This is a genomic window from Atopobium sp. oral taxon 199 str. F0494 (assembly GCF_000411555.1).
Classification (GTDB): Bacteria; Actinomycetota; Coriobacteriia; order Coriobacteriales; family Atopobiaceae; genus Lancefieldella.
The window spans coordinates 150,919-176,360 of sequence record NZ_KE150487.1; the positions used below are offsets into that span (position 1 = coordinate 150,919).

Annotated in this window: 25 protein-coding genes and 2 pseudogenes; 11 read left to right on the forward strand and 16 right to left on the reverse strand. The window is 48.7% G+C overall.

Annotation, left to right across the window (positions count from 1 at the left end):
* Position 1 precedes the first annotated feature (1 nt).
* The 13 genes from HMPREF1527_RS06695 to HMPREF1527_RS06755 all read right to left on the reverse strand — a co-directional run bounded on the left by HMPREF1527_RS06695 (position 2) and on the right by HMPREF1527_RS06755 (position 12,956).
* The gene (locus HMPREF1527_RS06695) at positions 2–1,588 is read right to left on the reverse strand and encodes an efflux RND transporter periplasmic adaptor subunit (RefSeq protein ID WP_016477936.1); all 1,587 of its coding nucleotides are present in this window, start codon (positions 1,586–1,588) and stop codon (positions 2–4) included.
* A 64-nt stretch (positions 1,589–1,652) separates the two neighbouring features.
* Positions 1,653–2,678, reverse strand: a complete 1,026-nt coding sequence (locus HMPREF1527_RS06700) for a DUF6709 family protein (protein WP_016477937.1) — start codon at positions 2,676–2,678, stop codon at positions 1,653–1,655.
* An 845-nt stretch (positions 2,679–3,523) separates the two neighbouring features.
* On the reverse strand, positions 3,524–4,402 hold the full coding sequence (locus HMPREF1527_RS06705) for a PTS system mannose/fructose/sorbose family transporter subunit IID (protein ID WP_003149919.1): 879 nt from the start codon (positions 4,400–4,402) through the stop codon (positions 3,524–3,526).
* A complete protein-coding gene (locus HMPREF1527_RS06710) occupies positions 4,392–5,171 on the reverse strand; it encodes a PTS sugar transporter subunit IIC (protein ID WP_016477938.1) in 780 nt (259 codons plus the stop codon). The genes HMPREF1527_RS06705 and HMPREF1527_RS06710 overlap by 11 nt, the downstream gene beginning before the upstream one ends.
* 57 nt (positions 5,172–5,228) lie before the next feature.
* Positions 5,229–5,705: a PTS sugar transporter subunit IIB gene (locus HMPREF1527_RS06715; RefSeq protein ID WP_016477939.1), complete on the reverse strand. Its 477-nt coding sequence runs from the start codon at positions 5,703–5,705 to the stop codon at positions 5,229–5,231.
* A gap of 22 nt (positions 5,706–5,727) precedes the next feature.
* Entirely contained in the window at positions 5,728–6,147 is a 420-nt protein-coding gene (locus HMPREF1527_RS06720; RefSeq protein ID WP_016477940.1) for a PTS sugar transporter subunit IIA, read from the reverse strand.
* Positions 6,144–6,992, reverse strand: coding sequence for a sugar phosphate isomerase/epimerase (locus tag HMPREF1527_RS06725; protein WP_016477941.1), 849 nt, complete (start codon positions 6,990–6,992; stop codon positions 6,144–6,146). The genes HMPREF1527_RS06720 and HMPREF1527_RS06725 overlap by 4 nt, the downstream gene beginning before the upstream one ends.
* A 36-nt stretch (positions 6,993–7,028) precedes the next feature.
* Positions 7,029–8,090, reverse strand: coding sequence for an SIS domain-containing protein (locus HMPREF1527_RS06730; RefSeq protein ID WP_016477942.1), 1,062 nt, complete (start codon positions 8,088–8,090; stop codon positions 7,029–7,031).
* Positions 8,091–8,384: 294 nt separating this feature from the next.
* On the reverse strand, positions 8,385–9,104 hold the full coding sequence (locus HMPREF1527_RS06735) for a GntR family transcriptional regulator (RefSeq protein WP_232209546.1): 720 nt from the start codon (positions 9,102–9,104) through the stop codon (positions 8,385–8,387).
* Between the two features lie 5 nt (positions 9,105–9,109).
* Entirely contained in the window at positions 9,110–9,862 is a 753-nt protein-coding gene (locus HMPREF1527_RS06740) for a GntR family transcriptional regulator (RefSeq protein WP_016477944.1), read from the reverse strand.
* Positions 9,862–10,374 carry a hypothetical protein gene (locus HMPREF1527_RS06745; RefSeq protein ID WP_016477945.1) on the reverse strand — a complete coding sequence of 171 codons (513 nt, stop codon included), beginning with the start codon at positions 10,372–10,374 and terminating at the stop codon, positions 9,862–9,864. Before HMPREF1527_RS06745 ends, HMPREF1527_RS06740 begins: the two co-directional genes overlap by 1 nt.
* Before the next feature lie 161 nt (positions 10,375–10,535).
* A complete protein-coding gene (locus tag HMPREF1527_RS06750) occupies positions 10,536–11,822 on the reverse strand; it encodes an ATP-binding protein (protein ID WP_016477946.1) in 1,287 nt (428 codons plus the stop codon).
* Positions 11,823–11,984: 162 nt separating this feature from the next.
* Positions 11,985–12,956 (reverse strand): helix-turn-helix domain-containing protein, encoded by a 972-nt coding sequence (locus HMPREF1527_RS06755; RefSeq protein WP_016477947.1) that lies wholly within the window; start codon positions 12,954–12,956, stop codon positions 11,985–11,987.
* A 204-nt stretch (positions 12,957–13,160) separates the two neighbouring features.
* Between HMPREF1527_RS06755 and HMPREF1527_RS06760 the strand changes: the two genes are divergently transcribed.
* Genes HMPREF1527_RS06760 through HMPREF1527_RS06780 form a run of 5 tightly spaced genes read left to right on the forward strand, consistent with a single transcriptional unit; the run spans position 13,161 to position 19,497 of the window.
* Positions 13,161–13,784, forward strand: coding sequence for an MptD family putative ECF transporter S component (locus HMPREF1527_RS06760; protein ID WP_016477948.1), 624 nt, complete (start codon positions 13,161–13,163; stop codon positions 13,782–13,784).
* Positions 13,785–13,789: 5 nt separating this feature from the next.
* Entirely contained in the window at positions 13,790–14,488 is a 699-nt protein-coding gene (locus HMPREF1527_RS06765; protein WP_035434184.1) for an energy-coupling factor transporter transmembrane protein EcfT, read from the forward strand.
* Complete coding sequence (locus HMPREF1527_RS06770) at positions 14,485–15,966, forward strand: ABC transporter ATP-binding protein (protein WP_016477950.1); 1,482 nt, start codon at positions 14,485–14,487, stop codon at positions 15,964–15,966. The genes HMPREF1527_RS06765 and HMPREF1527_RS06770 overlap by 4 nt, the downstream gene beginning before the upstream one ends.
* A gap of 7 nt (positions 15,967–15,973) precedes the next feature.
* Positions 15,974–17,761 (forward strand): ABC transporter ATP-binding protein, encoded by a 1,788-nt coding sequence (locus tag HMPREF1527_RS06775; protein WP_035434186.1) that lies wholly within the window; start codon positions 15,974–15,976, stop codon positions 17,759–17,761.
* Positions 17,749–19,497, forward strand: a complete 1,749-nt coding sequence (locus HMPREF1527_RS06780) for an ABC transporter ATP-binding protein (protein ID WP_016477952.1) — start codon at positions 17,749–17,751, stop codon at positions 19,495–19,497. The genes HMPREF1527_RS06775 and HMPREF1527_RS06780 overlap by 13 nt, the downstream gene beginning before the upstream one ends.
* A gap of 23 nt (positions 19,498–19,520) precedes the next feature.
* On the opposite strand, the gene HMPREF1527_RS06785 is transcribed toward HMPREF1527_RS06780, so the two are convergent.
* Positions 19,521–20,000, reverse strand: coding sequence for a hypothetical protein (locus tag HMPREF1527_RS06785; protein ID WP_016477953.1), 480 nt, complete (start codon positions 19,998–20,000; stop codon positions 19,521–19,523).
* A gap of 942 nt (positions 20,001–20,942) precedes the next feature.
* On the opposite strand from HMPREF1527_RS06785, the pseudogene HMPREF1527_RS08045 reads away from it, so the two are divergent.
* From HMPREF1527_RS08045 to HMPREF1527_RS06810, 5 genes and pseudogenes are all read left to right on the forward strand, one after another.
* Positions 20,943–21,035, forward strand: a pseudogene (locus HMPREF1527_RS08045) (transposase); the annotation flags it as partial.
* Positions 21,036–21,061: 26 nt separating this feature from the next.
* Positions 21,062–21,612, forward strand: a pseudogene (locus HMPREF1527_RS08050) (transposase); the annotation flags it as partial.
* A 184-nt stretch (positions 21,613–21,796) separates the two neighbouring features.
* The gene (locus HMPREF1527_RS06800) at positions 21,797–22,432 is read left to right on the forward strand and encodes a TetR/AcrR family transcriptional regulator (protein ID WP_016477956.1); all 636 of its coding nucleotides are present in this window, start codon (positions 21,797–21,799) and stop codon (positions 22,430–22,432) included.
* A gap of 138 nt (positions 22,433–22,570) precedes the next feature.
* Entirely contained in the window at positions 22,571–23,035 is a 465-nt protein-coding gene (locus tag HMPREF1527_RS06805; RefSeq protein ID WP_016477957.1) for an HsmA family protein, read from the forward strand.
* A gap of 72 nt (positions 23,036–23,107) precedes the next feature.
* Positions 23,108–23,590 (forward strand): flavodoxin, encoded by a 483-nt coding sequence (locus HMPREF1527_RS06810; protein WP_016477958.1) that lies wholly within the window; start codon positions 23,108–23,110, stop codon positions 23,588–23,590.
* A 74-nt stretch (positions 23,591–23,664) separates the two neighbouring features.
* Here HMPREF1527_RS06810 and HMPREF1527_RS06815 read toward each other — a convergent pair whose 3' ends face one another.
* Entirely contained in the window at positions 23,665–24,525 is an 861-nt protein-coding gene (locus tag HMPREF1527_RS06815) for a metallophosphoesterase (RefSeq protein WP_016477959.1), read from the reverse strand.
* A gap of 105 nt (positions 24,526–24,630) precedes the next feature.
* Positions 24,631–24,909: a type II toxin-antitoxin system RelB/DinJ family antitoxin gene (locus tag HMPREF1527_RS06820; RefSeq protein ID WP_016477960.1), complete on the reverse strand. Its 279-nt coding sequence runs from the start codon at positions 24,907–24,909 to the stop codon at positions 24,631–24,633.
* 96 nt (positions 24,910–25,005) lie between these two features.
* Here HMPREF1527_RS06820 and HMPREF1527_RS06825 point away from each other — a divergent pair, with 96 nt between their 5' ends.
* Entirely contained in the window at positions 25,006–25,419 is a 414-nt protein-coding gene (locus HMPREF1527_RS06825; RefSeq protein WP_016477961.1) for a TetR/AcrR family transcriptional regulator C-terminal domain-containing protein, read from the forward strand.
* The last annotated feature ends 23 nt before the right edge of the window (positions 25,420–25,442 follow it).

Here is a 25,442-nt window from a genome sequence, read left to right on the forward strand (position 1 = left end):
CTTATCTACCGCCGCCTGCCACGTCTTTATCGCTCGAAGAGTCACTGCTTGAGCCGTTTGAGGTGCCACTTGCGCCACCGCTTGAGCCGTCTTTTTCGCCGCCATCGGGATTGTCCAAAATCCCAACATCAGGGTTTTCCCTACCGCCGGCGAGAAGTACCTCGGTGCCGTCATTGATGCCCTCGCCCTCAATGACGGCGGTAGTCGAACTCTTTGCCTTGACCGTAACGGGCACTCGTTTAACCTGAGGATTGTTCTTGTCATCACGAGAAGTGACGACGTTCACATAGGTTCCCGTCTCGTCCTCTGCCAATGCAAAGAGAGGTACCGTGAGCACGTTTTCCATATGCTGGATCATAATGTCTGCATTGGCGGTCATACCGGGCTTTATGGAGGCATCGGGGTTTTCTATCAGAAGTTCAACATCATACGTAACAATGGCGCGTCCCCTACCGTCATAGCTCATCCCTGAGGTGTCCCCACCTGAAGACGATACGGTAGAGACGTGCGTCACGGTTGCTTCACAGCTAAGTTCCCGAAGGGCCGCAAATGTTACCTGTGCTTTTTGATCAACGGCAATACGGGAAATATCCACTTCATTTATCTGAACATTTACCTTCATTTTTGAGAGATCGGCAATGGTAATCAAAGACCCTGACGCACCTGATCCGGAATTCGAACCTACCCCGGCGCCTCCGGAAGATCCAACCGATGCACCGTTGACCGCATTCATGACAATGACCGTACCATCGCAAGGAGCCGTTACCGTGCGTTTATCCGCTTGAGCAACCGCGTCATTGTAGGCTGAACGAGCCTCTTCAAGAGCGATTTGCGCACTTTCAAGGTTTGCCTGCGCTGTTTCAACTGATGCCTCGACCGAAGAGGCATTGGCGCCACCGTTTTCCTGATCATCTTCGCCAACACCCGCAGCTCCACTACGGGCAGCTGCCAAAGCGGCTTTTGCCTTACTCACTTCATTCTCTGCCGCTTTCACTTGCTGCGCGGCTTTACGTACAGCTTTATCAAGCTCGTCGTTTTTAATGGTAAAGAGCTTATCGCCCTTTTTAACAACAGATCCCTCCGTAACTTGAACATCCTGTATGATGCCATCGACTTCAGGAGTCACCACTGTTGAAGAGATGGGTTTGATGGAGCCTGAAGCCGATACGGAATCGCTGAATTCCCCGCGCGTAATGAAAGCGGTGCTTGCGGTAGGGGCGTCAACCTGTTTGTCACTCTCGAATAAACGCGCAACAAACGCAATGCCGATAAGTACAACAACGCCCAGCGCAATGCCCACTTTTATGAATTTCTTCCTAAGGCGGATTTTACGATGACGCATAAGGCTTTCATAGGCTTCACGAGCTTCGGCATCCTCTTCATCCTCAGCTGAAGTTATGACCTCTATGCGGGAATTGATATCCGCCGTTTTGTCGGAAATATCCGGCACCTTGTGAGCACTAACGGTATGTCGCTCGTTGTCGGGCGACGCATTGCCATCTGGCGGAGTACTGCGGTCAGATGAAGGGTTATCGCCAGATGACGTATCAACTTTTTCCTGCTGGAGCTTACGATCAAAATGAAACATAACTCCTCCGAACACACACCTCGTAATGACTGTTCAACCCATATAACATTTTATAGAACATATACTATGCCTGTCGAATCATCTCTTCATACCGTTGAGAATTCTCAGGAGTAAACCCAACCAAAACCGTTGGATTTTTGGCACTAACAGCAGCAGAAATCAGTTGAGTAACTTCTTCAGAGCTCTTCTTTCTAGTCTTAAGCCCAAGGCCGACCGTTTGGGAACCATTCAGTCGGCATATCAAACTACGACTGGTTACTACAAAGTTTCTCCGCACAACATGCCGGTAAATCCAGAGAATATCCGTATAGGCCATAATCGCCCCGTCCTGTCTGGAAATAATAAAATTCTCGGACAGTAACATTCCCGGCAATTCCGGAACCATAACTGAATCCTTCAGGCATACTTGCAACTCATCCCACGCTTTCTGGGTGAGCCCTTCCGCATCAAGACGATCCAAGCACGTACGAATCGTTTTTACGTGGCTGAAGTGGCTTGCAAGCATGATAATCCCCACAATGGCAGAAGCAATCGCAGCCGCAAAGAGCGGAAATGATAGGGAATCCTTCGCAGTAACCATCGTGTTAAGGTAGAACGTACCTACCTTGTTGGTTAGCGTGGTAGAGCTTATACCATACGTACTGGAAAGAACACTGATTAAATTGCCTGGCATCTTGGTTACGGTGCCATACACCCGTATCGGCGACGGAACCGTAGCAGTCGTTCCGTCTTTGGTGTGCTGTGCCCAGTATTCTTTCTGACTACTGAATTTACTTTCATCGGAGGGTTTCATACAGAGGATTGACAGTTGACCATCCTTATCCACACACAAATACATGTACTTGTCATCAGAGCGCGCTGACCATTCATCAAGACCCACTACATCAACATAGGCGTATTTTCCCTCCTGTACGCCGCTCATAGCGCCAAAGGGCACGGCATCAGCCTTACTTGTTGCGCCGATGATCCCAGCATTGATAAGACCACCGAGAAGGCCAAGAACAACCGCAATGATACAGCCGGCCACGCCCACCATAAAACGGAACTTTCCGGGTCTTAGATACTGCTCGAGGTTGTTTCTTGCGCTCATAGTATGACTACCTTCTGCATCAATATGCACTAATACAGCACTTCAAACATATACTTTGTCTACCACGATTGATTGTACTACAGCGATTTCCATACGAAATGAGCAGTGCTTCTAACGATAAACACAGTAAGTCTTCCAACTCTATTACTACATGAATTTCTGAAACGTTATCAGCATAAAAGCAGCATTATTTGGAATCAGTTGAAAGACGCGCGTGAGATTGAAACATTAGAGTTACGTCCCAAAAAGTGGTCTGGAAGCCAAAATCCACCAACTGTAGGCCATTCTTTAGCAGATTTTGAAGAACGAGGATCACTTAGAAGTTATCATGCTTCAAAAGCGACACCTGTGTAGTAGATTTCAAAAAGCTGTGTAGTACATTTTACGGCGAGAAAAGAGGTCTTCTCGCCACGTCAACTCAATTAGCTGGGACTTTGCAAATGAAGGCTGTAACAGAGCTCGAAAAAAGTACTACACAGGTTTTCAAGAAGTACTACACAGCTCCACTTTTGAAGCGAAACCAAGTCAAGTCCAAATATCACTGCGCATCTTCGATCATCCTCACTGCAAGATGATCGAAAAATTGGCTGCTTCGTTCTCAGTTCTAAAGGGTTCAACCATATTCTCAGGAAGTCTTACATCAAAGGGAAAGTCCCGATGTTGCATTAAATGCAGAAACAATGATGATACTTGCTACAATTATCAGAATGGAGGCGTCCAAACTGCTGTACAACATTGCCACATGGATTTCTGAAACGTTATCAACATAAAGGCAGCAGCAAGGCTACCCTGCTGCTGCCCATTTACCCAAAGAGTACAGACAAGTCCAAAGTACAATTTACGCTCTAGGCCAAGAAGCCAAAGTACGCTCCAATGACTCCCAAAACCATGGTGCCTAAAATAAGCCACATGGGATTGATCTTCTTGGCAAGAAGCCGGTAATAGATCCAAAACGCACTCATACCAACGATACCAGGCATGATGCTGTCAAGTACGGTTTGAATGGTGGTTGGATCCTGGCCCTCAACGGCCTGACCGATCTGCACGGGAATAGTTGCCCAGAACATGTCTTTTGTCATACCACCAATAACCATCGCACCCACGATGCCAATGGCAGCTATGACCTTCTGCATCAGCCCGTTTTCCGATGCCTTCTCAAGAAAGCCCACTCCCATTGAGTAGCCCTTCTGAACACCCCAAACACGAAGCCAGAACGCGGGAATGTTGTAGATAAGCAAAAAGACAATAGGTCCGGCTGCATTACCGGCCTGACAAAGTGAAATGCCTACGGCTGCCGCAACAACACGGATGGTAGTAAGGAAAATGGCATCTCCAATGCCGGAAAGCGGACCCATGAGAGCGGCTTTGACATCGTTGACCGAATCGGGCTCAATCTCACCTCGAGCAACACGCTCCTCCATGGCCATTGCAATGCCACCGACAAACGGGGCGAACTGTACCGTAATATTGAAGAATGCCGCATGACGACGAAGCGCCGCCGCATAGTCATCGGGACGGCCGTGATAAATCTTTTTGAGCATTCCGGCAACCATAAGACAAAATGCAAGGTTCATCTGCTTATAGTACGTCCAAGAAAACTCCATACCCAAAGCACCCGTGTTGAGCGAAGACTTGATAAGATCGCTCTTGGTAATCTTATACTGATTATTATTCGCAGATACGTCAGTTTGAGCCGTAGCAGTTCTGGTCTCATTAGAAGTCATCGTCGTCATCTCCTTCCGTTGCAAGCTGGGGACCACCGGAATTAGTACCAAAGTTCAGCAGGCCGAACTTCTCGATACCAATAATAATCGCGATAAGAGCAACACCCAGCGACGGAACGTTCATATACGAGGCAAGCAAGAAGCCCAGGAAGAAGAAGGGCAGGATCTCGCGCTTGAGAACAAGTCTGCCAAGCATAGCAAAACCCATGGCAGGAAGAATATTGGCGGCAATACCAAAACCGTCCATAATGAACGCCGGAATCCAGTCAAGAAGGTTCTGTACGGCACCGGCACCCAGATAATATGCCAGACCAACAAGAAGAACGTTCTTTGCAAGGCCGATAAGACCAATCGCCCAATGTGCTGCATAAATGCTTTTAAGATTACCTTTGGATGCACATACGTCGGCTTTGTCAACAATAATTGGCATAACACCATTGATAACATTGCTGATGGCAAGTGAAAGCGTAGCAATAGGCATGGCCAGTGCAAGCGCTGCCTCAGTACCCTTACCCAACGTAATGGCAAAAGCACAGGCGAGAATACTACCTACCTTTTCATCAGGCGGCAGATATGCACCGATGGAAATATTTCCCATAAAAAGAAGTTCAAGACTGGCTCCGATAGCCAATCCCGTCGGCAGATCTCCCAGAATAAGACCAATCAAGGGACACGTGACAATGGGTCTGAACGCATAGAGTGTGCCGAGCTGATAGTCAAACATCGCAAATGCCGTGACGAGCGATATCAGCAGTGTCTGTACAAGCATCTTTCCTCCAATCAAACTGTCTCAAACGTTACGTTGGTCGTGCAAAATCATGCGGGACTACCTACCAAGGACATCTTTGATATCAACCTTGGGATCGTCAGCAAGGGGTCGTATCTCCACCTCCACCCCCTTATCAAGCAACTCGTAGATGATCTTCTCCTCTTCAGGTTCAAGGAAAACCTGACGCGCAACTTCACGCGTAGTTGGGCTTCCCTTGGTATTGCCTAAATTAAGACTTGTGATCTGTGGACAGCCGTCAATAAGCTGCTTGGCTTCTGCAATGGTCTGCACACAAATGAGCATGCGATATGCATCCGTTACTCCTGAATTAATAGCTTCGATTGCGTGAGCCATATCCTTAATAACCAGCTTGCAATCGGCTGGTTTGCCCATCTTAAGCGTCATTTTCCAAATAGGATCATTTGCCACATGATCCCCCACACAAAAAATGCAGTTGGCCTGCAGGCCCTGAACCCAGGAAACCGCAACCTGCCCATGCAATAGGCGATGATCGACCCTCGTAAGCAAAATCATATTCAGCCTCTTTTCCTAAAAGCTAGAAGGTTTCATCTTCTTCAACTATCGATACATCGTTTACAAACTTCGGGCGTACATCGTTGTCTGCTACAAGTTGTCTCAAAAGATCTGCTGTATCCTCAGTCTCACTGGAGAGAAAGAGTGTAAGTACCAGCGGAAGATTTATATTTGTGACCAGATACACATTCTTGCGAGAAAGCATGAGTTTGGTGAACTCATTGTTTATGCTTCCTCCCATAAGGTCCGTAAGTACCACCACATCCACGTTGTCGGAACAAGCATCTACAAGAGCCAGAGCTTCTTTCTCAATGTCATCATTTCCGTCTACAAATGCGTTAAGTATGTCTACGTCAGCATGCTCCCCAACCAAAAGTTTCACGCTCTCGTAAAGACCTTTGGCAAAGTGTGCATGAGAAGCAATGATATAGTGCCTGTTCATGAATGAATCTCCTCCAGTGCCCTTTTATAAGCCGCAAGTGATCTTCTGTCCGCAGATGCGGGATCGGCGTAGTATTGCGAACCAACAATCTCAAAACTCAGGTAGCCTTTGTAGTCATTTCTTGTCAAAGCGAGAAGATCGGCCTCCAGGTTCCTCTCGCCATCTCCCCACGCCAAATGCGATACGGTTCCCGCATCTGTGAAATGACAATGCACGACATCCTTTCCAAAGGCATCAAAATAATCCTGCATCGTTTCATGGGCTCGCCACATGGCGCCCGTATCAAGTAGAACCTTGAGGGCGCTGCTTCCAACCTCATCAATCAGCCTGCGAAGATCCTCACACCTGTTGCAAAGATTTGACTCTTCCGGCTGAAGCGCCTCCACGGCGAGTACGATGCCTTTGCAAGTGGCATACGATGACAAATCACCCAACATATAAACGCTGCGCTTCCAGGCTTCCGTGCGTTCTTCATCCAGAAAGCCCCAGCCCGGAGTTACGACAACTATCCCCACTCCCAGCTCGGAAGCAACGTTAATGGCACGGAGAAAGTAATTCTTGGTTCTTTTAATTGATTCTTCTCCTCTGGCAGCAATGTTGGCCGGTTTGGGATTGTTCTGCTCGGGACAGAGCGCGCATACATCTAACCCAAAGCTATTAGCAAGACGGGTAATCTTTTCAGGCGTATCGTTTGAAGCATAATCAAGAAAGAAGTGCATGGGCCCGGTCCAAAGTTCAACGGCTTCAAACCCCGAATCTGCCGCAGATGCAAAAAACGCTTCCAGCGAGAAGAACCTGTGGGAGCAATTCATTGCCGCAGGACGAAATCTCACATCAGAACCCATACCAACCTCCTTTCCAATCTCCGAACCACTCGAACACTAATACTCAAACTGATGGTAGTAGCGGCGATATTTGAGATTGTGCTTGGTTACCATCTCATAGTGTCTGGCTAAACGATCAGTCGTAAGAAGCGAGATAATATAGGACGAAACGATCGTACGGAATTTCTCGTCAAGGCCGGGAATGGCGTATTCTTTGGTATCGATAACGGTAATGTCGGTATCACCGGTACGACCGCTCATAAGGAATTTCTCGACACGTTCGTCCAGCGCACGGCACTCGTCCTCGCCTTTGAAGAGAACCACGGGTACGCCGGGCTCCACAAGCTCAAGCGTTCCATGGAAGAAATCGGCTGAGGTGATATAGCGCGTACGCTTCCACTGCATTTCTTCAAGAATGCACATGGAGAAGAGGATTGTCTCGCCCCACAGCGCTCCGGAGCCGATAAACATGGTGTACGGCGCAAGAGCATACTTTTTGGCAAACTCTTCGGCTTTTGGCTCAAATCTTTTACGAATGTCGAGAAACGCTGACCATATATTCTTGGTTTGCTCGATAAAGGCATCATAATCGGGGAAGAAGCCTTCACGGTTAAGAATGCGCAGGCCAAAGCAGTCGGCCAGATAGTAGCCCTTTTCGCAACCGCCGCTTCCGTGATCGTTTTTCATAGACACACATCGATCGACGCCAACAACTTGTCCGATAGGACTGTCTGCCTGAGTCATGGCGTATATTCTCACGCCCTTGTTTTTCATGGTCTTGAGCGCCTGCAATACCTCGGGAGTGGTGCCGGACTCGGATGAAGTGAGAACAACGGACTTCTCGGTCATGGTTTTGTCACCCATGACATTAAACTCGGCTGCGTGAAGCAGCGTAACTTGATGGTTAGCATCCGCATATTTATTCATAAGATACTGCATACGCAAAAATTCATCCCATGTGCCGCCCACACCCAAAAGATACAGCCGATCAAACCCCTCGTTACAGACATCGTCGGCAAACTGTTTCATACGCTGACCTACGGCGTAGAGCTCTTCTCCGTCTTCAAGATAACCTTCTTGGTCAAAGTGCATAATCTCTACTTTTTCGGTTTCTTCCATATTGCTTTCCTTCCCCGCAAAACATCCCAATTGCTCTTCCTCATAACCGCACTGTCTTACCAATTAAAGCGCCTTGTGGATGCGTGCGCATGGCCTTCAAAGCGCTTTGACCTTCCAAAGAACCATAGAACTATAAGTTCGTACTTTTTATTACCACTTTTGTGTATAAGATAGCAAAATACCGAACCACTTTAACGAAAAAAGATCATATACACGTGCCCATACGGGTAAATGGTATTAAATTGTCGCTCAGTGGTATATATGGGATTGGCTGCTTGGCAAAATACCCGAACATCAGTGGGAAACCGAATAGCCGCCTAGATCTCCCCTTCTGAATGCCGAAACGTATTCAACAGCCTTGCCGTCTTCATCATAGCTCACGCATTCGTATGAAATAACAGGCGCACCCTCGCTCACACCTAAAAGATGTGCATCTCTCACACCCAAACGAACCATATCCAAGTGCTCAACTGCAGATACTACCGGATGGCCAAACATGCTGTAGGCTTCATACAGTGAAAACACTCCGACATCCACACTCTCTATCTGGGGAAATAATGGGATGGGAATATAGGTTTTTTCTATCATAAGGGGAGCATCGTTTGCATAATTCAGGCGCTTGATGGCGAGAAGATCAGCATTACAATCTATTTCAAAAAGATGTGCAAAGAACTCGCCTGCCGGCCTCACGGTCTTTGAAAGAACCTTGACCGAAGGTACCGCACTACGTGCACGAACGCTCTCACGAAATCCCGCAAGCTTTACCGCATCCGACTCCCCCAAATGCTCGTTCATGACATAGACACCCTTGCCCTGAACACGTCGTAAAAGACCTCCCGCCACAAGTGCATCGACAGCGTTTCTCACGGTCAAACGTGTTACGTCAAAGCGCTCGGCAAGTTCATTTTCCGAAGGTATGGCACTCCCAGGCTGATAGAACCCATCCTCTATTTCGTCGCGGATAGCTTCACGTATTTGAAGGTATTTGGGCTTCTCGATATGTTGTAAGTTCACCTGCGTCACCAAAACGTCCTCTCAAGGCTCATTGGCCTACCGCATAAGCTGACAAACGTATACCTGTCGGGCCGTATGACGGACTTGTAGTACTCAAGAGGCTCTTTATCTCTCCCAAAGTTAATGCCCGATTGGAAAAAGACCGCATCTCCCTCGTACATGTCGAGAAGATCAGCTTCTTGAGAATCAAGATGAGTAATGGAAAGGGTATCCGTGCCGTGTGTGAGAGAAAACCCGTATTCGTTTCTCATCACATCAAAGAGAGATTCTTTTGAGAAATCATGACTCTCGATACCGGGACATAATGCTTCATTCACATAGGAGGTCTCAATCATACAGGGGAGGCCATCCACATAGCGCAAACGCATAAGCTGCAGGACGTTGCAACTTCGATCTATAGTCAGTTTTCGAGCGACGTGAGCATTACCCGAACAGATTTTTTGCCTAATCACCATAGAGTTAGGTGTATGTCCGGATTTTCTGACATTGTCGCTAAATCCGTATGTTTCTACCATTCCCGTAACCGAGATTGGACGTTCCGGAGCCACATACGTACCCGACCCCTGACGGCTCTCTAAAACATGCATGGTAGTGAGATAGCGCACGGCACTCCGTAAGGCAGAACGCGAGATTTCCCACATTTCGCACATATCCCGCTCGGAAGGAAGCCTGTCACCCTCCTTAAGATGGTTGACCATGATGTAATTCTTAACACTCTCAAGTGCATTATCAAGAGGCGGGATCTTCTTGCGTGACACTATCTGCCTCCCGATCTACCCTTATCCGCTTGATCTCGCATAGCGAGTATATCTTTGCAGACGTTGTCGGCTCCTTCACGAAGCAGCTTATACATACGCGATGCACGCAGTATTTCTCGCCTCACCAAAGGAATGCCCAGGACAAACCCTTTACCGTCGATTCCTTTAACGGTGAGCATGACGTTCATTGAGGTGCAATACTTGCCGTCTTTTCCTGCATTGGCACGAGAAACGGCCGCGGGGTTCATGAGCACACTCTCAAACAAATCTTTACGGCTCATATCCTTATTGACATCGATGCTTTCGTTTTCGATGACCTTGCAATCCAATATGTCAGCATACTCGTGAATGGCAGGTTCCATTCCCGGAAGCGACACGGCCCATTGCTGATGTGTCTCATCTTGATAGATGGACGGCACCGCAGAGAATTTAGGTGCTTCAAAGATGGCTTTTGTAACTGAAAAGCCCTTATCGGCCAGTTTTTTAGAAACTGATTTTCCAAAGAGTGTCACGTCTTCTCCGATTCGTATCCCGTATAAGAGGGTCAAGCAAGTGCCGCATGAATTTCATTATATACAAGACAGCATTATTTAGAATCAGTTGAAAGACACACGTAAGATGGAGACGCTAGAGTTCAAACGCGCTTTACTCGAATATTCCTCCCCACAATCTCTTATGCCCCCAAAGTATCAATCGGAATAACATATATCCCATCCGAGCGCCGTCTACGCGCCATCGTCCCCTTACCGAGCAACACAGCCATAAAACTAGGCTTAGGATTTCTTGCTGCAGGATTAGCAGCCACCTTTCTCGCAACTCTTATGAGATTCGCAGCCGCATCTTCCACTTTAGATTCCCCCATCTTGATTTCAATGGCTGCCCATCGACCATCCATCAATTCAATAATGGCGTCAACCTCAAGCCCGTCGGCGTCCGCATAATATCGTAAAGATCCCCCATACGATTTAGGCAAAGCAGAAACGTAAACGGACAAATCATGAATGCAGAGTGACTCAATCAATAAACCAAAAAGCTGTCCGTCTTTAAGTAAGCGTGAAGAGTCGACACCTAATAAACTGGCCACGAGAGACGTATCACAGAAATATCGTTTTGGTTTCGTGCGCAGCCTTGACTTTGACCTGATTGGCGCATCCCAGCCCGAGAGCTCCTCAATAAAATAGTTGCACCTAAACTCTTCAAGGTATGAGGATATGGTCCCATCCACCGGAGCTATATTGTCAAAGGCAGCAATATCATCTCTCACGGTGCCCAGCGTTGCACTCGTTGCTACATTTCGTGCAAGAGATGCAGCTATGCGGCGGGACAGAAGTGGACTTTTTCCCGCGCGAGGCATGCTTACATCAAAAAGTGCATTAAGATACTCGTCGGCAACGGCCCTTGGATCCGTCAATTTTTTTGTTTGAAGAGCCGGCCACCCACCGCGGCATACAATATTGGCTAAATCGGCAAGATCAATATGAGATTGTGCCGGCTGGAAGGAATCTTCAAAGAGTCCCAAAAGGGATACTGCTCCCGTAGAATCTCCAGTCTCTGCAAGACTCATAGTATGCATACGCAACCGTGCAATGCGTCCTGCTCCACTATGTCTTTTTTCATCCTCGGGAGAAGTAGAGGAGCCTGTCAAAATAAACTGGCCCGGCTTATTTGCACTATCATCAATTCTGTGACGTACAATATTCCATATAGCAGGTATATCTTGCCATTCGTCAATAACATGAGGGGTATCACCAACAAGAGCAAGTTGTGGATCATCCATATAGATCTGTTCGGATTCATCCACACGTGTCACACTCTCGCCAAATGACTGTGCCGTCCAGGATTTCCCCGACCAGCGAGGACCACAAAGTTCTATACCACCAAAGGTATCCAGAAGGACCTGCACCTGTGAATCGATAATACGAGGAATGTACGTTTTCGGCTTAAACTTTGAATATCTCATAAGACCCCCTCGTAAGAACTATTGTAATGCCTGATGATAGCATAAATTCAACTCTTCATTGATGATTTTCGAGGGATTCCATTTATGATTTTCGAGCAAACTCAACTATGTTTTTCGAGCCATTACATTGATGATTTTCGAGGGATTAACCGCAGTGACGGTTCACTGAACGCTATTGCTTTTTCTAAAGTCCACCGGCGAGAAGCCCTTGTTTCTTCGAAATGCTTCCGTAAACGCACCTGGTTTGCGGTAACCGACCGCCTTACCGATGCTTGCGATCGGAAGATCGGTTTCCTTGAGCAGCCGAACAGCCTCTTCCATTCGTTCCCGTATGACATAAGCAGAAGGTGAAAGCCCCGTCGCTGTTTTGAACAGTCTTTTCAGCTTGGTTTGCCCGATGTACAGCTCTGAGGCAAGCCGTGCACAGGAGAGGTCTCCACTCAGGTTGTCGGCAATGTAGGCACTGATATGGCGGATAGCGCGTGTATCATCCTGAGACAGAGCCTTATGTTCTTCGCTTCCATCTTCTCGGGTAGCGTATTCCATAACAAGAGCGACAGCCTCTGCAATCACGCCCTCATAGAACAGCTCCGCGGCAATTCCCTTGCCCTGATACGCACGTGCCTTGCGGAGCAGATCGACAAGTTCGGGAAGATCATGTTTTCCGTCAACTTTGATAAAGGCTTCCCGGACATCTCTGATGTCCCCAAACCTGCTTTGTAGATAATCCCGATAGTAGTCGGGAGAAATAGTGATAGACGAAGCCCTTGCTACGGCCCCTTTTGAGAATCGCATCTCATATTCTTCATTCTCACCCCCAAGATATACCATGATGGCCCCCGGAGCGAGCGGCGCACCCTGACGTTGCACCATACCCTTGACATCATCGTAGCATCCCAGGCAGATGTGCTCGGTACAGCGGTACCGCATGATCCCGCTTTTTGCAAAGTTCATCCTGAATGCATTCACGGCAAAAAGATTTCCGCGAAAGTACGCCCAGTACTCACCGGATCCCAGCTCATTTTCAAAGGTGTGTAGGACGCCTTCAGGGCCATAACCACGAACTTCCTTCAAAAGCTTGAGATCCCATCCTTGAAACGCCCCACGGTAAAGATCTGTCTCAATACTTTTCATCTTCCCTCCTTTCCGCTCGTCCGGTTCCCAGGCTTCTTCCTTGATCAGGCCTCCTCATTCCGTATAGGGACGCATCTCATCAATGCAGTTGTCAGGAACATGCTGTTTATCCATTATAAAGCAGAGTTTCCTATAGCTAACAATTGATCGGCGAATCGATCGATGTGCATCGATATAAAGAGTCGACAGTAAGGAGGATCATCTATGAAAACGGAAGTTGAAAGCTCCAAAAATACCAGGTGGACCATGCACGACATCCTGACATTTGTAATATTCAATCTCATCATCATGATACTTATCACGGTGGCAAAAGTAGTCGAAGACATGGTGTTGACACCACAAAATACGTTCTTCGTTGGCTCATGGCTGTTTCCGTTACTGGCAACGCCGTTCTATCTCGTCATGGCCGACCGCATCGGCAAACGTGGCGTACTTTCCGGATCGATCCTCATATTTGGTGTCCTCTACACCTTCACGGGCGGACTCTACTGTGCACCGGTCGCTATTGTGGGCGCAGTCATAGGCGAGCTGGTTATGTGGGGTAAAGATTCTTATCACGATATCAAACGCGTCATCGGCGGCTATATCGTCTATTGGGTGACGTTTGGTTTTTATGGAATCATACCGTATGTACTGTTCAGAGAAGCCTACATGAAACAGTTGGAAATCTACTACAATGCCGCCGACGTTACCGCGATGATCGCCCAATATACCGAACTCCCCTGGATCCTTCTGATGATGGCTTTGTTTGCAGCGGGAACGATTGTTGGCGGCCTTATTGGATCAAAATTCTTGAAAAAGCACGTCCGTAAAGCGAAAATCGCATAAACGACATGGAAGAGACGGACATCAAGTGCGGTCTTCTCGGCCTTGATCCAAGAACACATCTGTTGTCGTTCTTTCTTGTGGGGATCGTATCCATGCTGATAGTGAACCTCCTTGAGACGGTGCTTTTACAGGCATTCGCTACAGCTTATCTCGCCGCAAACGGACGGACGAGAAGTGCGACAAGGACCTGTGTGAGCTTCACAGTCATATGCGGCCTGAGCTTCCTTCCCCTCCCAGGGCTATACGGAGTTCTTTTTGTAAGCATGCTGCACATGATTCCCCCGTTTACGACCGGCTGCGCGTTCTTCTCGCTTTCTCCTTTGGCGATCATGTGCGCACTCGACCGGTGGCATCTCCCGCAAAAATTCCTCGTTGGGATCTGCATGATATTCAGATTTGCCTCGATCCTTCCGTTTGAGATGCGCTCAATACTTCGCGGAATCCGCATGCGGGGCATCTTCCCCAGCTTACTGGGTATTGTGAGACACCCCGCGCTCGCATACGAATGCTTTTACACGCCGCTTGTCATGCGCTCGCTGAGACTCTCAAACGAACTCGCCGCATCGGCCGAACTGCGAGGGATTGGGATAGGTACAGGACGAACGTCGGTATATCACGTGGGATTCACCTTGCGCGACGCAATGTGCGCTCTTGTTGTAACTGCAGCCGTCGCCGGCATATATGCGTTGGAGGCGGTTTTGTGAGAGGTACGGAAACCGTCGCTTTGAAGAACGTTTCGTTTTACTACCTCGACGAGTCTGAGCTTTCAGATGAAACATCAGCTGATAGTGAGGTATCAGCCGGCAGATACGAATCTACGGAAAGCTGTGTACAGGATATCTGCCTCAACATCCCGGCAGGCTCATGCACCGTACTCTGCGGACGCTCCGGCAGCGGAAAATCAACGGTTCTGCGCCTGATCGACGGCCTCGCAGGAACCTTCTTTCCCGGCGAGAAGAGCGGAGTGGTCCTTGTACACGGAACGGACGTGTTTGATCTGTCCCCGCGCAATCGCACGAAAAGCATAGGCGTAGTCACACAAGATCCGAGAAGTCAATTCTTCATGAGGACGGTAGGCGACGAAATTGCATTTTCCCTGGAAAATCTGGGTACTGATCCCTCTGATACCGTTAGGCGTATCCAAGAGGCGGCAACACTCAGCGGTGTCAGCCGACTTCTTGCCGAGAAGCTCACCGAGCTCTCAAGCGGACAAAAACAGCGCGTCGCTCTTGCGGCTGCAATAGCCAACCGTCCGCAGATCCTGATACTTGACGAACCCACCTCGAATTTGGATGCAGAGGGGTCTCAGTCGCTTATCAAGATCCTCGGAGAGCTTAAAAGAAACGGCGTGGCACTGATCATCTCCGAGCATAGACTCCATCAATTTTTGCCTGTAGCCGATGAGTTTGTATATCTTCAGGAAGGACGCATAGCCGCTCGGTGGGATGTCGAGAAGTTCACGTCTCTTTCCGAACACGAAACGGCAAAGTTTGGGCTTCGACACCCCGACATGAAATCCGACTCTGAAATCAAATCCTATCCCGCAAAGGATGCGGACGGTTGGCACATGACAGATGTGACCTATCTATACCCTTCAACAAAACGCGGAATCAAGGGCATTACCGCTGAATTTCCATTCGGATCCGTAACGGTCATATGTGGTGAAAACGGAACAGGCAAAACTACGCTCGCAAAAGTCCTTGTAGGAGCCGCTCGAGAGCAGAGAGGCATCGTCGCCAGAAACGGGAAACATCTTTCCCGTAAAGAACGCCGCCTCCTCAGCTACTTTGTCATGCAGGACGTTGACTATCAGCTGTATGCCGGCAGCGTAGCGGACGAAGTGGTGCTTGGCCGACAGGTGGATGATGCACTCAAGGCACGCGCCTGGGAGGCACTGGCAGCTTTTGGTCTGACGGATTTGGCCGACCGACATCCGGCCAGTCTTTCCGGCGGGCAGAAGCAGCGCGTCATACTTGCGACGGCATACTGCTCAGATGCCGAGCTTATTGTACTTGACGAGCCCACAAGCGGACTTGACGGACACGGGATGCACGAGGTGGTGCATTGGTGCCGCAAACTCGCATCCGAGAAAAAAGCAGTTGTGGTTATAACGCACGACGAACTGTTGGCGCAACTGGCAGGCGATTACATCGTTGACTTGTCATTGCAGAAAAGAGGTTGATGTCTCCATGAGTCACATTACGCCAAAAGACCGGACGGCACGTCCCAGTGCATTTTCAAAGCTTTTCTATTTTATGCGGCCCGACAGGAATCGAATGCTCTTCTCGCTTCTTCTAGCATGCATAGGCGAGGCGGCAGGCATGGTTCCTTATATTGTCGTTGCCTTACTTGCCGCGGGATTGGCGGAAGGGACGCTCACGCTTGAGTCAGCTGCTCTCCTATCAGCCGCAGCAGCAGCGGCCCAGATTGCAAAGTTCCTGTTCACCTGGCGCTCTTCCATGATCAGCCACGGGATCGCCTTCAAGGCTCTACGCACCATGCGTGAGCAGATGGCAGAGAAGATGGCTCGTGTGCCCATGGGGACCATCGTCGACACGCCGACGGGCACGTTCAAGAACCGGTTCGTAGACAACGTGAACCAACTTGAGGACGCCATTGCGCACTTCATGCCCGAGCTTCCAAGCACGGTATTTGCGCCGCTTTTGGCAATGATCATCGTATTCGCCATCAACTGGCGTATGGGACTTGCCGGGATTGCCACGATCCCCTTATGCCTGCTCTTCTATCTTGGCATGATGCGGGACTATAAGCCCAAAATGGCCCGCTATATTGCGAGCGAACAGCGGATGAACTCAACGCTGGTAGAGTATGTCAACGGTATCCAGGTGATCAAAGCGTTCGGACGCACCGCATCCTCATACGGCTCGTTTTCCGAGGCGGTAGCCGAATATCACGACTCCACGCTTGCATGGTTTCACCAAAGCTGGATATGGATGGCGGCGATACGGGCTATCGTCCCCTGTACGCTGCTCTTCTCGCTACCGCTCGGCGTTTGGCTGCTTTCGGTCGGACGGATCACATTACCTGCCTTCATGGTGTGCATCACCATCCCATTGGGATTCATCGGAGGAATACTCAAGTTCTCCCAGGCGGCAGGCCAAATTTCACGTATGGATACCTGCCTGAACGTAGTCTGGGACTTTTTAGGAGAGCCTGAGCTCTCACGGCCAAGTGAGCGCGTAATGCTTGACGGCAAGTCATTCACTTTTGAGAACGTCTCTTTTTCTTATCATGAGGGTACGGAGGTGTTGCACGATATCAACTTTAAGACGGAGCCGGGGCAGATCACGGCTATCGTAGGACCCAGCGGATCGGGCAAATCAACGGTAGCTAAGCTTATGGCCGGTTTCTGGGATGTACGTTCCGGATGCATTTCATTCGGCGGTACCGATGTGCGAGACATTCCCTTCGAGCAGCTTATGGAGCACGTCTCGTATGTGGCACAGGACACGTTTTTGTTTGATAGGACCATCGCCGACAACATCCGCATGGGCATGCCGGATGCAACCGATGAAGAGGTCGAGACTGCTGCACGTGCAGCCGGCGCTCATGAGTTCATCAGCCGGCTTCCTCAAGGGTATCGCACTCCTGCCGGTGAGGCAGGTGCAAGGCTTTCCGGCGGCGAGCGCCAACGCATCACCATTGCCCGCGCCATCTTAAAAGATGCTTCCATCGTCATTCTTGATGAGGCCACTGCCTATGCCGATCCTGAAAACGAAGCTCTGGTAGAGCGAGCCTTGAGCAAGCTTGTAGCAGGAAAAACACTTGTTACTATCGCCCACCGCCTATCAACGATCACAGGCGCCGACCAGATCCTCGTCATGGACGGCGGACGCATCGTTGCGCGCGGACGTCACGGTGAATTGCTGAAAACCTGTCCTTTGTATGCTCGCATGTGGAAAGAACATATGAGCTCTACCGTCAACGCAGAAGAGGAGCCCTCATGTTTGCAATAATGAAACGCATCCTTGACTTAGCCGGAAGCTTCTCACCGGCATCACGCCGCAGCCTCATGGCAGGCATGGTCTGTAATGTCATTAAAGCGTTCTTCATGTCCGGAATGCTCATAGCGGTATGGTGGGCCCTTGAGATGCGAAGTCACCTGAGCGCCGGAGTTGCCCTGCAATGTTTAGGGATCCTCGCCATCAGCGTAGCGGGTCAGTTTGCCTTCCAATATCTCGTGGACATACAGATGGACGCCGAGGGGTTCCACATCTTCCGTGATCTGCGGCTACGGGTGGGCGACCGCTTAAAAGGCGCTCCCATGGGCTACTTCTCAGAGCAGCGTCTCTCGGCGATAACCACCACACTCACTACCACGGTGCACCAACTCGAAGAGTTCATGACCATCTGTCTCACGGGACTCTCGGGCGGCGTAGCCATGGCAGTGATCATGAGTCTGTTCTTCCTGTTTCAAGCGCCACCGGTTGCCTTCATTACCTTTGTCGGCATTGCCGTAGGCCTTATTGTTTTGGATTGGCTGAGAAGACGCTCGACCGCCGTCACACGGGAGGTCACTGCCGCACAGGAGGAAATGACTGACAAGGTGATCGAATACGCCCGCGGCATGGCTGTATTGCGGGCATTCGCGACACCCGATGACGCACTTGCCGCAGCAAAGGCATCCTTTGAGCGGAAACGCCAGGCAGATTACGATCAAGAGCAGGCGGCACAAGGTATCCTCAAGCTCTATGCGCTCGTGTTCAACCTTGCAAGCTGCGGAGTTCTTCTCGCCGCATGCACACTGTATCTGACAGGCGCTCTGTCTCTCTCGTGGGCGCTCACGCTGCTGGTTGCCGCTTTCATGATCTATGGAGAGCTTATCAGCGCGAACAACAGTGCGTTTCTCACCAAGAAGATCGAAGGAGAGCTTAACCGCATTGACGAGGTATGCTCGGTGCCAAAGCAAGACCTTACGGATGAGACGCTCTCTCCTGACGGATTTGCCCTGGCCATGGAGGATGTCTCATTCGGCTACGGAGACGGTCGTCGTGTCATAGACGGAGTAACGCTTTTTATTCCCGAAGGCTCAACCTGCGCGCTTGTCGGCCCGAGCGGCTCGGGTAAAACAACGCTGGTAAACCTGCTTGCGCGCTTTTGGGATGTCGAGAGGGGCAGCATTACCATAGGCGGCATTGATGTCCGCGAAGGAACAGCGGAAAGCTTGCTTGTCAACATATCGATGGTGTTCCAGAACGTATATCTGTTCAATGACACCATCGAGAATAACATCCGCTTCGGTTGCCCCGATGCACCGCGTGAAGAGGTCATCGCTGTGGCCAAACGCGCACGCTGCCATGATTTCATCATGGAACTTCCTGACGGCTACGACACGGTGCTTGAGGAAGGCGGGGAAAACCTTTCCGGTGGAGAGCGCCAGAGAGTATCCATTGCACGCGCCATCATGAAGGATGCACCGATCGTCATCCTTGACGAGGCTACGAGCTCGGTCGACCCGGAAAACGAGCACCTGCTTATGCAAGCAGTAACGGAACTGACACGAGGAAAGACCCTTGTTACCATTGCACATCGCCTGAACACGGTGCGCGATGCTGACCAGATCCTTGTGATCGACGGCGGGCGCATCGTTCAGCGTGGTACACATAATGAGCTAATGAAGGAGGCGGGCATCTACCGGCGCTTCATTGAGATGCGCCGGGAAGCTGCTGGATGGCGTATCATACGCTCTTAAACTTCATGGCTACAACTCTATTGTCACTTATAACTTTTCATCACAGTGGCAATTGCTGCAGCAGTCTCTCCAGCAACTGTCTGTAAGAGTGCACGGTCTGCTTTGGTACCTCCACGGCGAGACCATTCGCACAAGGTTTCGACCCAGTACATTACCATGGCTGACGCCTTAAGGTGCATTGAGAAAGCATCATCATGTGCCGTACGTAGTGAATTGGTAAGAAGAGCATCCACGACCCGTATCCACTGGGGAATGCGCGCATACAGAGCCTTCAAGAGTGTAGGATTTTCGTGAACGATGGAAAGTCTAAGGGCAATATCAGAGAGTCCATCGGTACCGAGTTCCTCCACGGCCGCATCTAAGACAATGCGAGCAATCTCAAACGGCTGCAGGCTTTTGTTTGTGCCAGTAAGCACATGCTCGGCAACTACGATACCGGCGCTATCGGGAGGCAGTCCAAGAACGACACCCTCTTTGGAGGGAAAATGGCGAAAGAAGGTCATGGTAGGACTCCGGCAGCCTGGACTGTATCCTGAGCCGCCGTTTCATCATACCCATGCTCAACAATAAGCTTGAGTCCACAAGAGCACAAACGGGAACGTGTGGAATGAAGACGCTATTCTTGCCATGCCTCACGAGCCTGTTTAGCCAGTAATGAAATACCACGTTTATTAACTTTTTCGTTTTCCTGCATGTTCTTCTCGCTCTAATTTCGATATATATGCGACAAATCCTGCCACCAGAAGGAGCAGAGAGCAGCCGTCACACAGAACGCAATTAGAATAGCATAGGCATACGCACTACTTGCGGCGGAGCGTAGTGCCTGCGCTTGCATAGCATCCTGCCCATGTGCCGTTTCAAAGGCAAGTGAGATGGATGCAAAGCCTTCTGCAGTGGTTCCCTTACATGTTGCTGTATACCATGATTCCGTGGGCGACCAAGAATTCCGATTCCCAAAAGACACTCCAGCTGCTGGAAAGTAGAAATGAGAGTAGCTCCACCGTCTGCTTGTTGATTGAGAACGCGTTCCATGCCCCAGCTTTGCATGGCGGGCAATCCCATGCCCACCCCCAAACCACAAATACACTGACCGGCAGCCATGAGATAATAATTTGCAGACGTCGTCGACAAAGCCATAACGGCCAAACCTACTACTATGAAAAGGAGAAGAGTCATTGCAATGGCGCGTATGGTAAGGGCACGGGTCACATCCCCAAAATGGTGTAAAAGATGGAAATGAGTCAGAGGTCCACTTCCAAGTAAACTTGTAATCGTCAGAAAACAGAAGAGGCTTGGAGGTAAAACATGGCTTAAATCAATAGTACTCTCGATTAAGAAGAGATTCTACAGTTGCTTTCTAGGGACAGAAGCGATGCATTTCGCATACTGCTCCAACAAACATTGAATGCTATATTGCACAGAGAATCAGAAGAGCAACTTTGTGCTTGCTCTATGAGCGCTCAGATATGCGTACCGACAGTCGTAATGGCACAAAAGAGCGAACTCTAATCGCGAGAGTAGGTACTCTTGAGTTGCAAGTGCCAAGGCATATAGAAACGTACCCTTTAAGACCCTTGTCTTTGAGAACTACAGAAGAAGTGAGGCGGCACTTGTTACCACAATGGCAGAGATGGTTATCTCTGGAGTTTCAACGGCTAAGGTCGGAAGAGTTATGGAAGAAATCTGTGGGAAATCATTTTCAAAACAGAGTGTCTCTGAGGCATACATTGAGCTCGATGTGGCCGTCGATGCATTTTGTAACCATCGCCTTAAGACAACTACCTGTTTGTAGTGGTAGATGCTACCTATATAAAGGTACGAGAGAACCATCGTATCGTGTCAAAAGCACTGATGGTTGCCATAGGACTTACTGATGGTAGGTCAAAGGTAATCGGAATATTTCCCAATGTATCCTCTGTAATAAGACTCATGGGTACTTTTCTTATGGAAGAAAATGAATGTTGGAAAGCTAAGCGTAAGATCTACTACACTCCGGCTTGCAAGGAACTTAAGGCCAAGATCCCAACCTTGGCAAAGATTACCCGTAGCCAAATCGAACTCAAAAAAAGTAGCGTAGACAGTAACAGATTCGATGATTACAAATTTACACACTAATATGGACTTGACTCGAAAGACTTGCTGTCCGTCGTTATTCCTCCTGAAATTCGCCAGCGAGAAGCCTGTTGTATCTCCAACTTCGAAAATATCGAGGCAATCTCACAAGGTATAATAGCCGGTGTTATAAAGTGCGTACGCCATACGTATACAGCAATTATAAAAGCGGAGGGATCTGTGTTTTATGAGTGAGCAGAATCATGCTGCGCGCAAGAAAAATACAACCCGATCCAAAGAGGTGGATGACAGTGCCGCTCAAAAAGAAAGAATCATTGCAGCCGCCTATTCTATTGGGGCAAAACAAGGACTTGCCGCAATTTCCGCACGAGGAGTCGCACGGAATGCGAATGTTTCAGTCGGCTACTTGTACAAACTCTTTCCTTCAAAGAGCGACATCATGGTCGCGGCCGCTGAACGTTACTTTGAGCACACTCTCTTCCAGGAAATATGTCATATCAACGTGGAAGAATCATACGTCGAGTATTGCAAGAGACTTTGGGATTGCACCTCTGAAGCAGTTGCTGTCTTTAGGAGAGACTGGCTAAGGGACTGGAAAGATCTTCCAAAAGCCGATCTTATCGCCGCTCAAATTCGCATGGATACCATGCTTGAACATGCAAAAGCGGGACTTGAAAAAGTTCTCACACAAGATGAGCATATTGATTGGAAAACACTACCGGCAGAAATAGATATAGCGTCTATTACGACGTTTACCGTACGTTCCATGTTGGATTCCCTACGCGAGAAGAACGCCGATTGCACGGTACTGTTTACGCTCCTTGAACGTGGTCTTTACGATACCGACCGGCATAATCTCTGAAACAGCGTCTTGACAAAAGCATCGTGAACCAAACCGTATTGTTGTTCACGCTATGGCAACTAGCATCAATACCGTCCATAAATCACAACCAAATGCTTGAACTAAAAGGTAGAGCAATATGTATGGGACGGTGTCTTTATGCTTGGATTTGCCACGATAGCAATTACGGGTGCGCTTGTTTTTTATACTATTGGCGTTTTTGCCGAGCGTCGATCAGGCACGCTCAAACGAAATCATATCGTGCTTTTTTACTTGGGGCTTGCGTGTGACACAACAGGAACAGCATGTATGTCTTTTATTGCGCAAAACGGCTCTCAGAGTCCGGTACATGCGACGACCGGAGCACTTGCAATTATCCTTATGATCGTACACGCAGTATGGGCAACCGTTGTGTATTCCAAGAAAAATCCTGCAACGCTCGCTCGCTTCCATCGTCTCAGTATTGGAGTTTGGCTTGTGTGGCTTGTACCTTACATTTGCGGCATGCTCATGGGAATACCGGCTCTTGCCATGGGACCAAACTTCGCCCTTGGTATAGCGATTGGCATAGCCTTCGTCATTGGCCTCATTGTATATCGATGCAAACCATGCGCCCGCACGTAGCCATGAAAGGATAATTTGGCGATATAATGTGTCGGCACTACATTACATCAGCCGACCGACAGGAGTTCTTACATGAATCCTTTGATTGTGTACTACTCATATTCAGGCATAACAAGAAAGCTCGCGGAAGATATCGCACTCATTACGGATGGAGAATTGCAAGAGCTGAAACCTCAAGATCCGTATTCCTTTTCATATAACACGGCAGTAAAAGAAGTGCGGGCTCAAATTGAGAAGGGGTATTGTCCCCCGCTGCGTCAAGGTCTTGCAAATATAGATGACTTTAAAACAATCTTCATAGGCTCTCCTAACTGGCTGAAAACGTTTGCACCTCCTGTTCTTTCATTTTTGAGAACAACGGATTTAAGCGGAAAGACAATCATTCCGTTCTGCACACATGGTGGTGGAGGCTTCGGCCACATGCTTGATGACTACAAAAGAGAATGCGGTGCGTCTCATATAAAAAAGGGTATCGCTCTGAAAGGCGATTACAGCTTTGACGAATTACAAAAATGGTTGGAAACGTCAGGAGTTTATCGGGATTCAAGAGACTAAAGAGTGTTCCTTTTCCAGCGCGCTAAGTGTACTCAATTCGCCTACTCTTTCTTTTTATTGTTGCCCTAATCGCTCTACAAAAATGGCAATACGTAGGTATCCATCCAGTTCCAAGAAGCCATATCCCACGACTCCAGGCCCAGCTCTTCTGAAGTTACCACTCTGGCCGACGTACCCTCAACCAGAAGCATGCTGCCATCTCCAACGGCTATCAAATGTGGCGTAAGACTGAACGTATCGCAAAAAATCAACTTTGATTTTGTACGTGCACCATCTTTGGTAGGAATCTCCCATATATCAATGGATTCAACGGGAGTATGTCCAACGATTTGATTGACACCAGGAAGCGGATCTTGATAGAGCTCTGATAAATCCGCCCAAAGTGGACTGGCAATTTCGTTTCCACCACGACCCGGCCCTGCACTGTCAAGTGCCGCGAGAGCTTTATCGTCTCCACGTCGAAACATTTCATTGAGAGCATCGGAAAGCGTACAAGGAGTTTCCCTTTGGTCTGACGTAAGAAAGCGATAAGCCCACTCCCTTGTTATGCCCGCGTGAGTTACTACATAATTGCCCACAACGCATGCCATCTGAACCTTCATATAGGTAAGTGCTTCCGAAACTTCTTTATAGAGATCGGTATGCGTACCAGGCCCTGGAATACCTCGTAGATATTGCATGTCATGGTTGCCAAGGACAAAATCAACATCAAAACCGTGTCTCCTTTTACCGTCAATCCATGTTAAAAAGTCATCAATCGCATCCAACATAATCGAGCGGTTGGAATGCCACTCATCAACATAGTCCCCGCAAAATACAACGCGATTAACATTCAGTTTCTTTATCGCTTGGTCAACCCGACTTAAAATGAGATCTTCTTTAAGGTGCATATCCCCTATGACAAGTGTTTTTGCTTTGTTTTCGGAATTACTCATCTTTGCCTCTCAAGAATTTCCTCAAGCTTTGCAAGGTTTTTACCCTGCTTTTTTGATCTTTTGTAGTCCTTTTAAACTTGACTGTAAATTTCAGCTCTAACATGCCTACTCTCTATTAAGAGCATCCATGGCTTCCTTGACAGAACGATAAGAACCAGAAAGATTCCTACCAACCACCGCATCATCCATTGCTGCAAGTGTCTCAGCATCAAATCCATAAGGGTTAGATGGATCAAAAGGAAAACCGCCACGACGATTGAATGCAGACACAAACATGCGAATGGCATTACTTGGAGATGTTCCAATCTCATCGCAAATGGCAGAAAAGCGATCTTTCTCATCTTTACGAAGCTTTGCAGAAATTGATTCTGTAGCAGCAGTCATCATAATTCCTTACTACAATGTCTGACAATGTCATCTATTCTATTCTAAATAAAGCATTACTAAAACGCTGAACGTAATTCAAAAGTATCCAGTCAAATGAGCTGGCAAAACTACTTACGTGCTTATGCGGTATCACTACATGACACGCTTCTACAGCATCCAAATGCCATTATGCTAGTGCTCACTCACCCGATTTCTACTCCTGGGCAGCTCTCACTTTTTGCTAAGATGCTTGCAAATCTCTCGAAAACCGGCTTTTCTGCACCTTTGGATATACTCGGGATTGCAACCGCCGTTACGGTATATACCACGGGTTTTTCTGCTTCGGAAGCTGTGCCTCCTGTGGGAAGTACCTCCAACGAAGATGCTCCTAGTCTCTCTGAAGCAATTAAGTCTCTGCCGGCTGATGAGCTTGATTCGCTCAATATGCTCATTAGAGACATAATGGAAGGTAAGTGGGGCTTCAGCACCCAGTTTGAAAGAGGACTTGACGCCATTCTTAAAGGGTGAGAATAGCGGAAGGCTTTGTAATA

Bases quoted from the DNA above. Each gene is read 5' to 3' on its own strand.
- HMPREF1527_RS06695 (WP_016477936.1), bottom strand. From the start codon at position 1,588: ATGTTTCATTTTGATCGTAAGCTCCAGCAGGAAAAAGTTGATACGTCA.
- HMPREF1527_RS06700 (WP_016477937.1), bottom strand. From the start codon at position 2,678: ATGAGCGCAAGAAACAACCTCGAGCAGTATCTAAGACCCGGAAAGTTC.
- HMPREF1527_RS06705 (WP_003149919.1), bottom strand. From the start codon at position 4,402: ATGACTTCTAATGAGACCAGAACTGCTACGGCTCAAACTGACGTATCT.
- HMPREF1527_RS06710 (WP_016477938.1), bottom strand. From the start codon at position 5,171: ATGCTTGTACAGACACTGCTGATATCGCTCGTCACGGCATTTGCGATG.
- HMPREF1527_RS06715 (WP_016477939.1), bottom strand. From the start codon at position 5,705: ATGATTTTGCTTACGAGGGTCGATCATCGCCTATTGCATGGGCAGGTT.
- HMPREF1527_RS06720 (WP_016477940.1), bottom strand. From the start codon at position 6,147: ATGAACAGGCACTATATCATTGCTTCTCATGCACACTTTGCCAAAGGT.
- HMPREF1527_RS06725 (WP_016477941.1), bottom strand. From the start codon at position 6,992: ATGGGTTCTGATGTGAGATTTCGTCCTGCGGCAATGAATTGCTCCCAC.
- HMPREF1527_RS06730 (WP_016477942.1), bottom strand. From the start codon at position 8,090: ATGGAAGAAACCGAAAAAGTAGAGATTATGCACTTTGACCAAGAAGGT.
- HMPREF1527_RS06750 (WP_016477946.1), bottom strand. From the start codon at position 11,822: ATGAGATATTCAAAGTTTAAGCCGAAAACGTACATTCCTCGTATTATC.
- HMPREF1527_RS06755 (WP_016477947.1), bottom strand. From the start codon at position 12,956: ATGAAAAGTATTGAGACAGATCTTTACCGTGGGGCGTTTCAAGGATGG.
- HMPREF1527_RS06760 (WP_016477948.1), top strand. From the start codon at position 13,161: ATGAAAACGGAAGTTGAAAGCTCCAAAAATACCAGGTGGACCATGCAC.
- HMPREF1527_RS06765 (WP_035434184.1), top strand. From the start codon at position 13,790: ATGGAAGAGACGGACATCAAGTGCGGTCTTCTCGGCCTTGATCCAAGA.
- HMPREF1527_RS06775 (WP_035434186.1), top strand. From the start codon at position 15,974: ATGAGTCACATTACGCCAAAAGACCGGACGGCACGTCCCAGTGCATTT.
- HMPREF1527_RS06780 (WP_016477952.1), top strand. From the start codon at position 17,749: ATGTTTGCAATAATGAAACGCATCCTTGACTTAGCCGGAAGCTTCTCA.
- HMPREF1527_RS06785 (WP_016477953.1), bottom strand. From the start codon at position 20,000: ATGACCTTCTTTCGCCATTTTCCCTCCAAAGAGGGTGTCGTTCTTGGA.
- HMPREF1527_RS06800 (WP_016477956.1), top strand. From the start codon at position 21,797: ATGAGTGAGCAGAATCATGCTGCGCGCAAGAAAAATACAACCCGATCC.
- HMPREF1527_RS06805 (WP_016477957.1), top strand. From the start codon at position 22,571: ATGCTTGGATTTGCCACGATAGCAATTACGGGTGCGCTTGTTTTTTAT.
- HMPREF1527_RS06810 (WP_016477958.1), top strand. From the start codon at position 23,108: ATGAATCCTTTGATTGTGTACTACTCATATTCAGGCATAACAAGAAAG.
- HMPREF1527_RS06815 (WP_016477959.1), bottom strand. From the start codon at position 24,525: ATGAGTAATTCCGAAAACAAAGCAAAAACACTTGTCATAGGGGATATG.
- HMPREF1527_RS06820 (WP_016477960.1), bottom strand. From the start codon at position 24,909: ATGACTGCTGCTACAGAATCAATTTCTGCAAAGCTTCGTAAAGATGAG.
- HMPREF1527_RS06825 (WP_016477961.1), top strand. From the start codon at position 25,006: ATGAGCTGGCAAAACTACTTACGTGCTTATGCGGTATCACTACATGAC.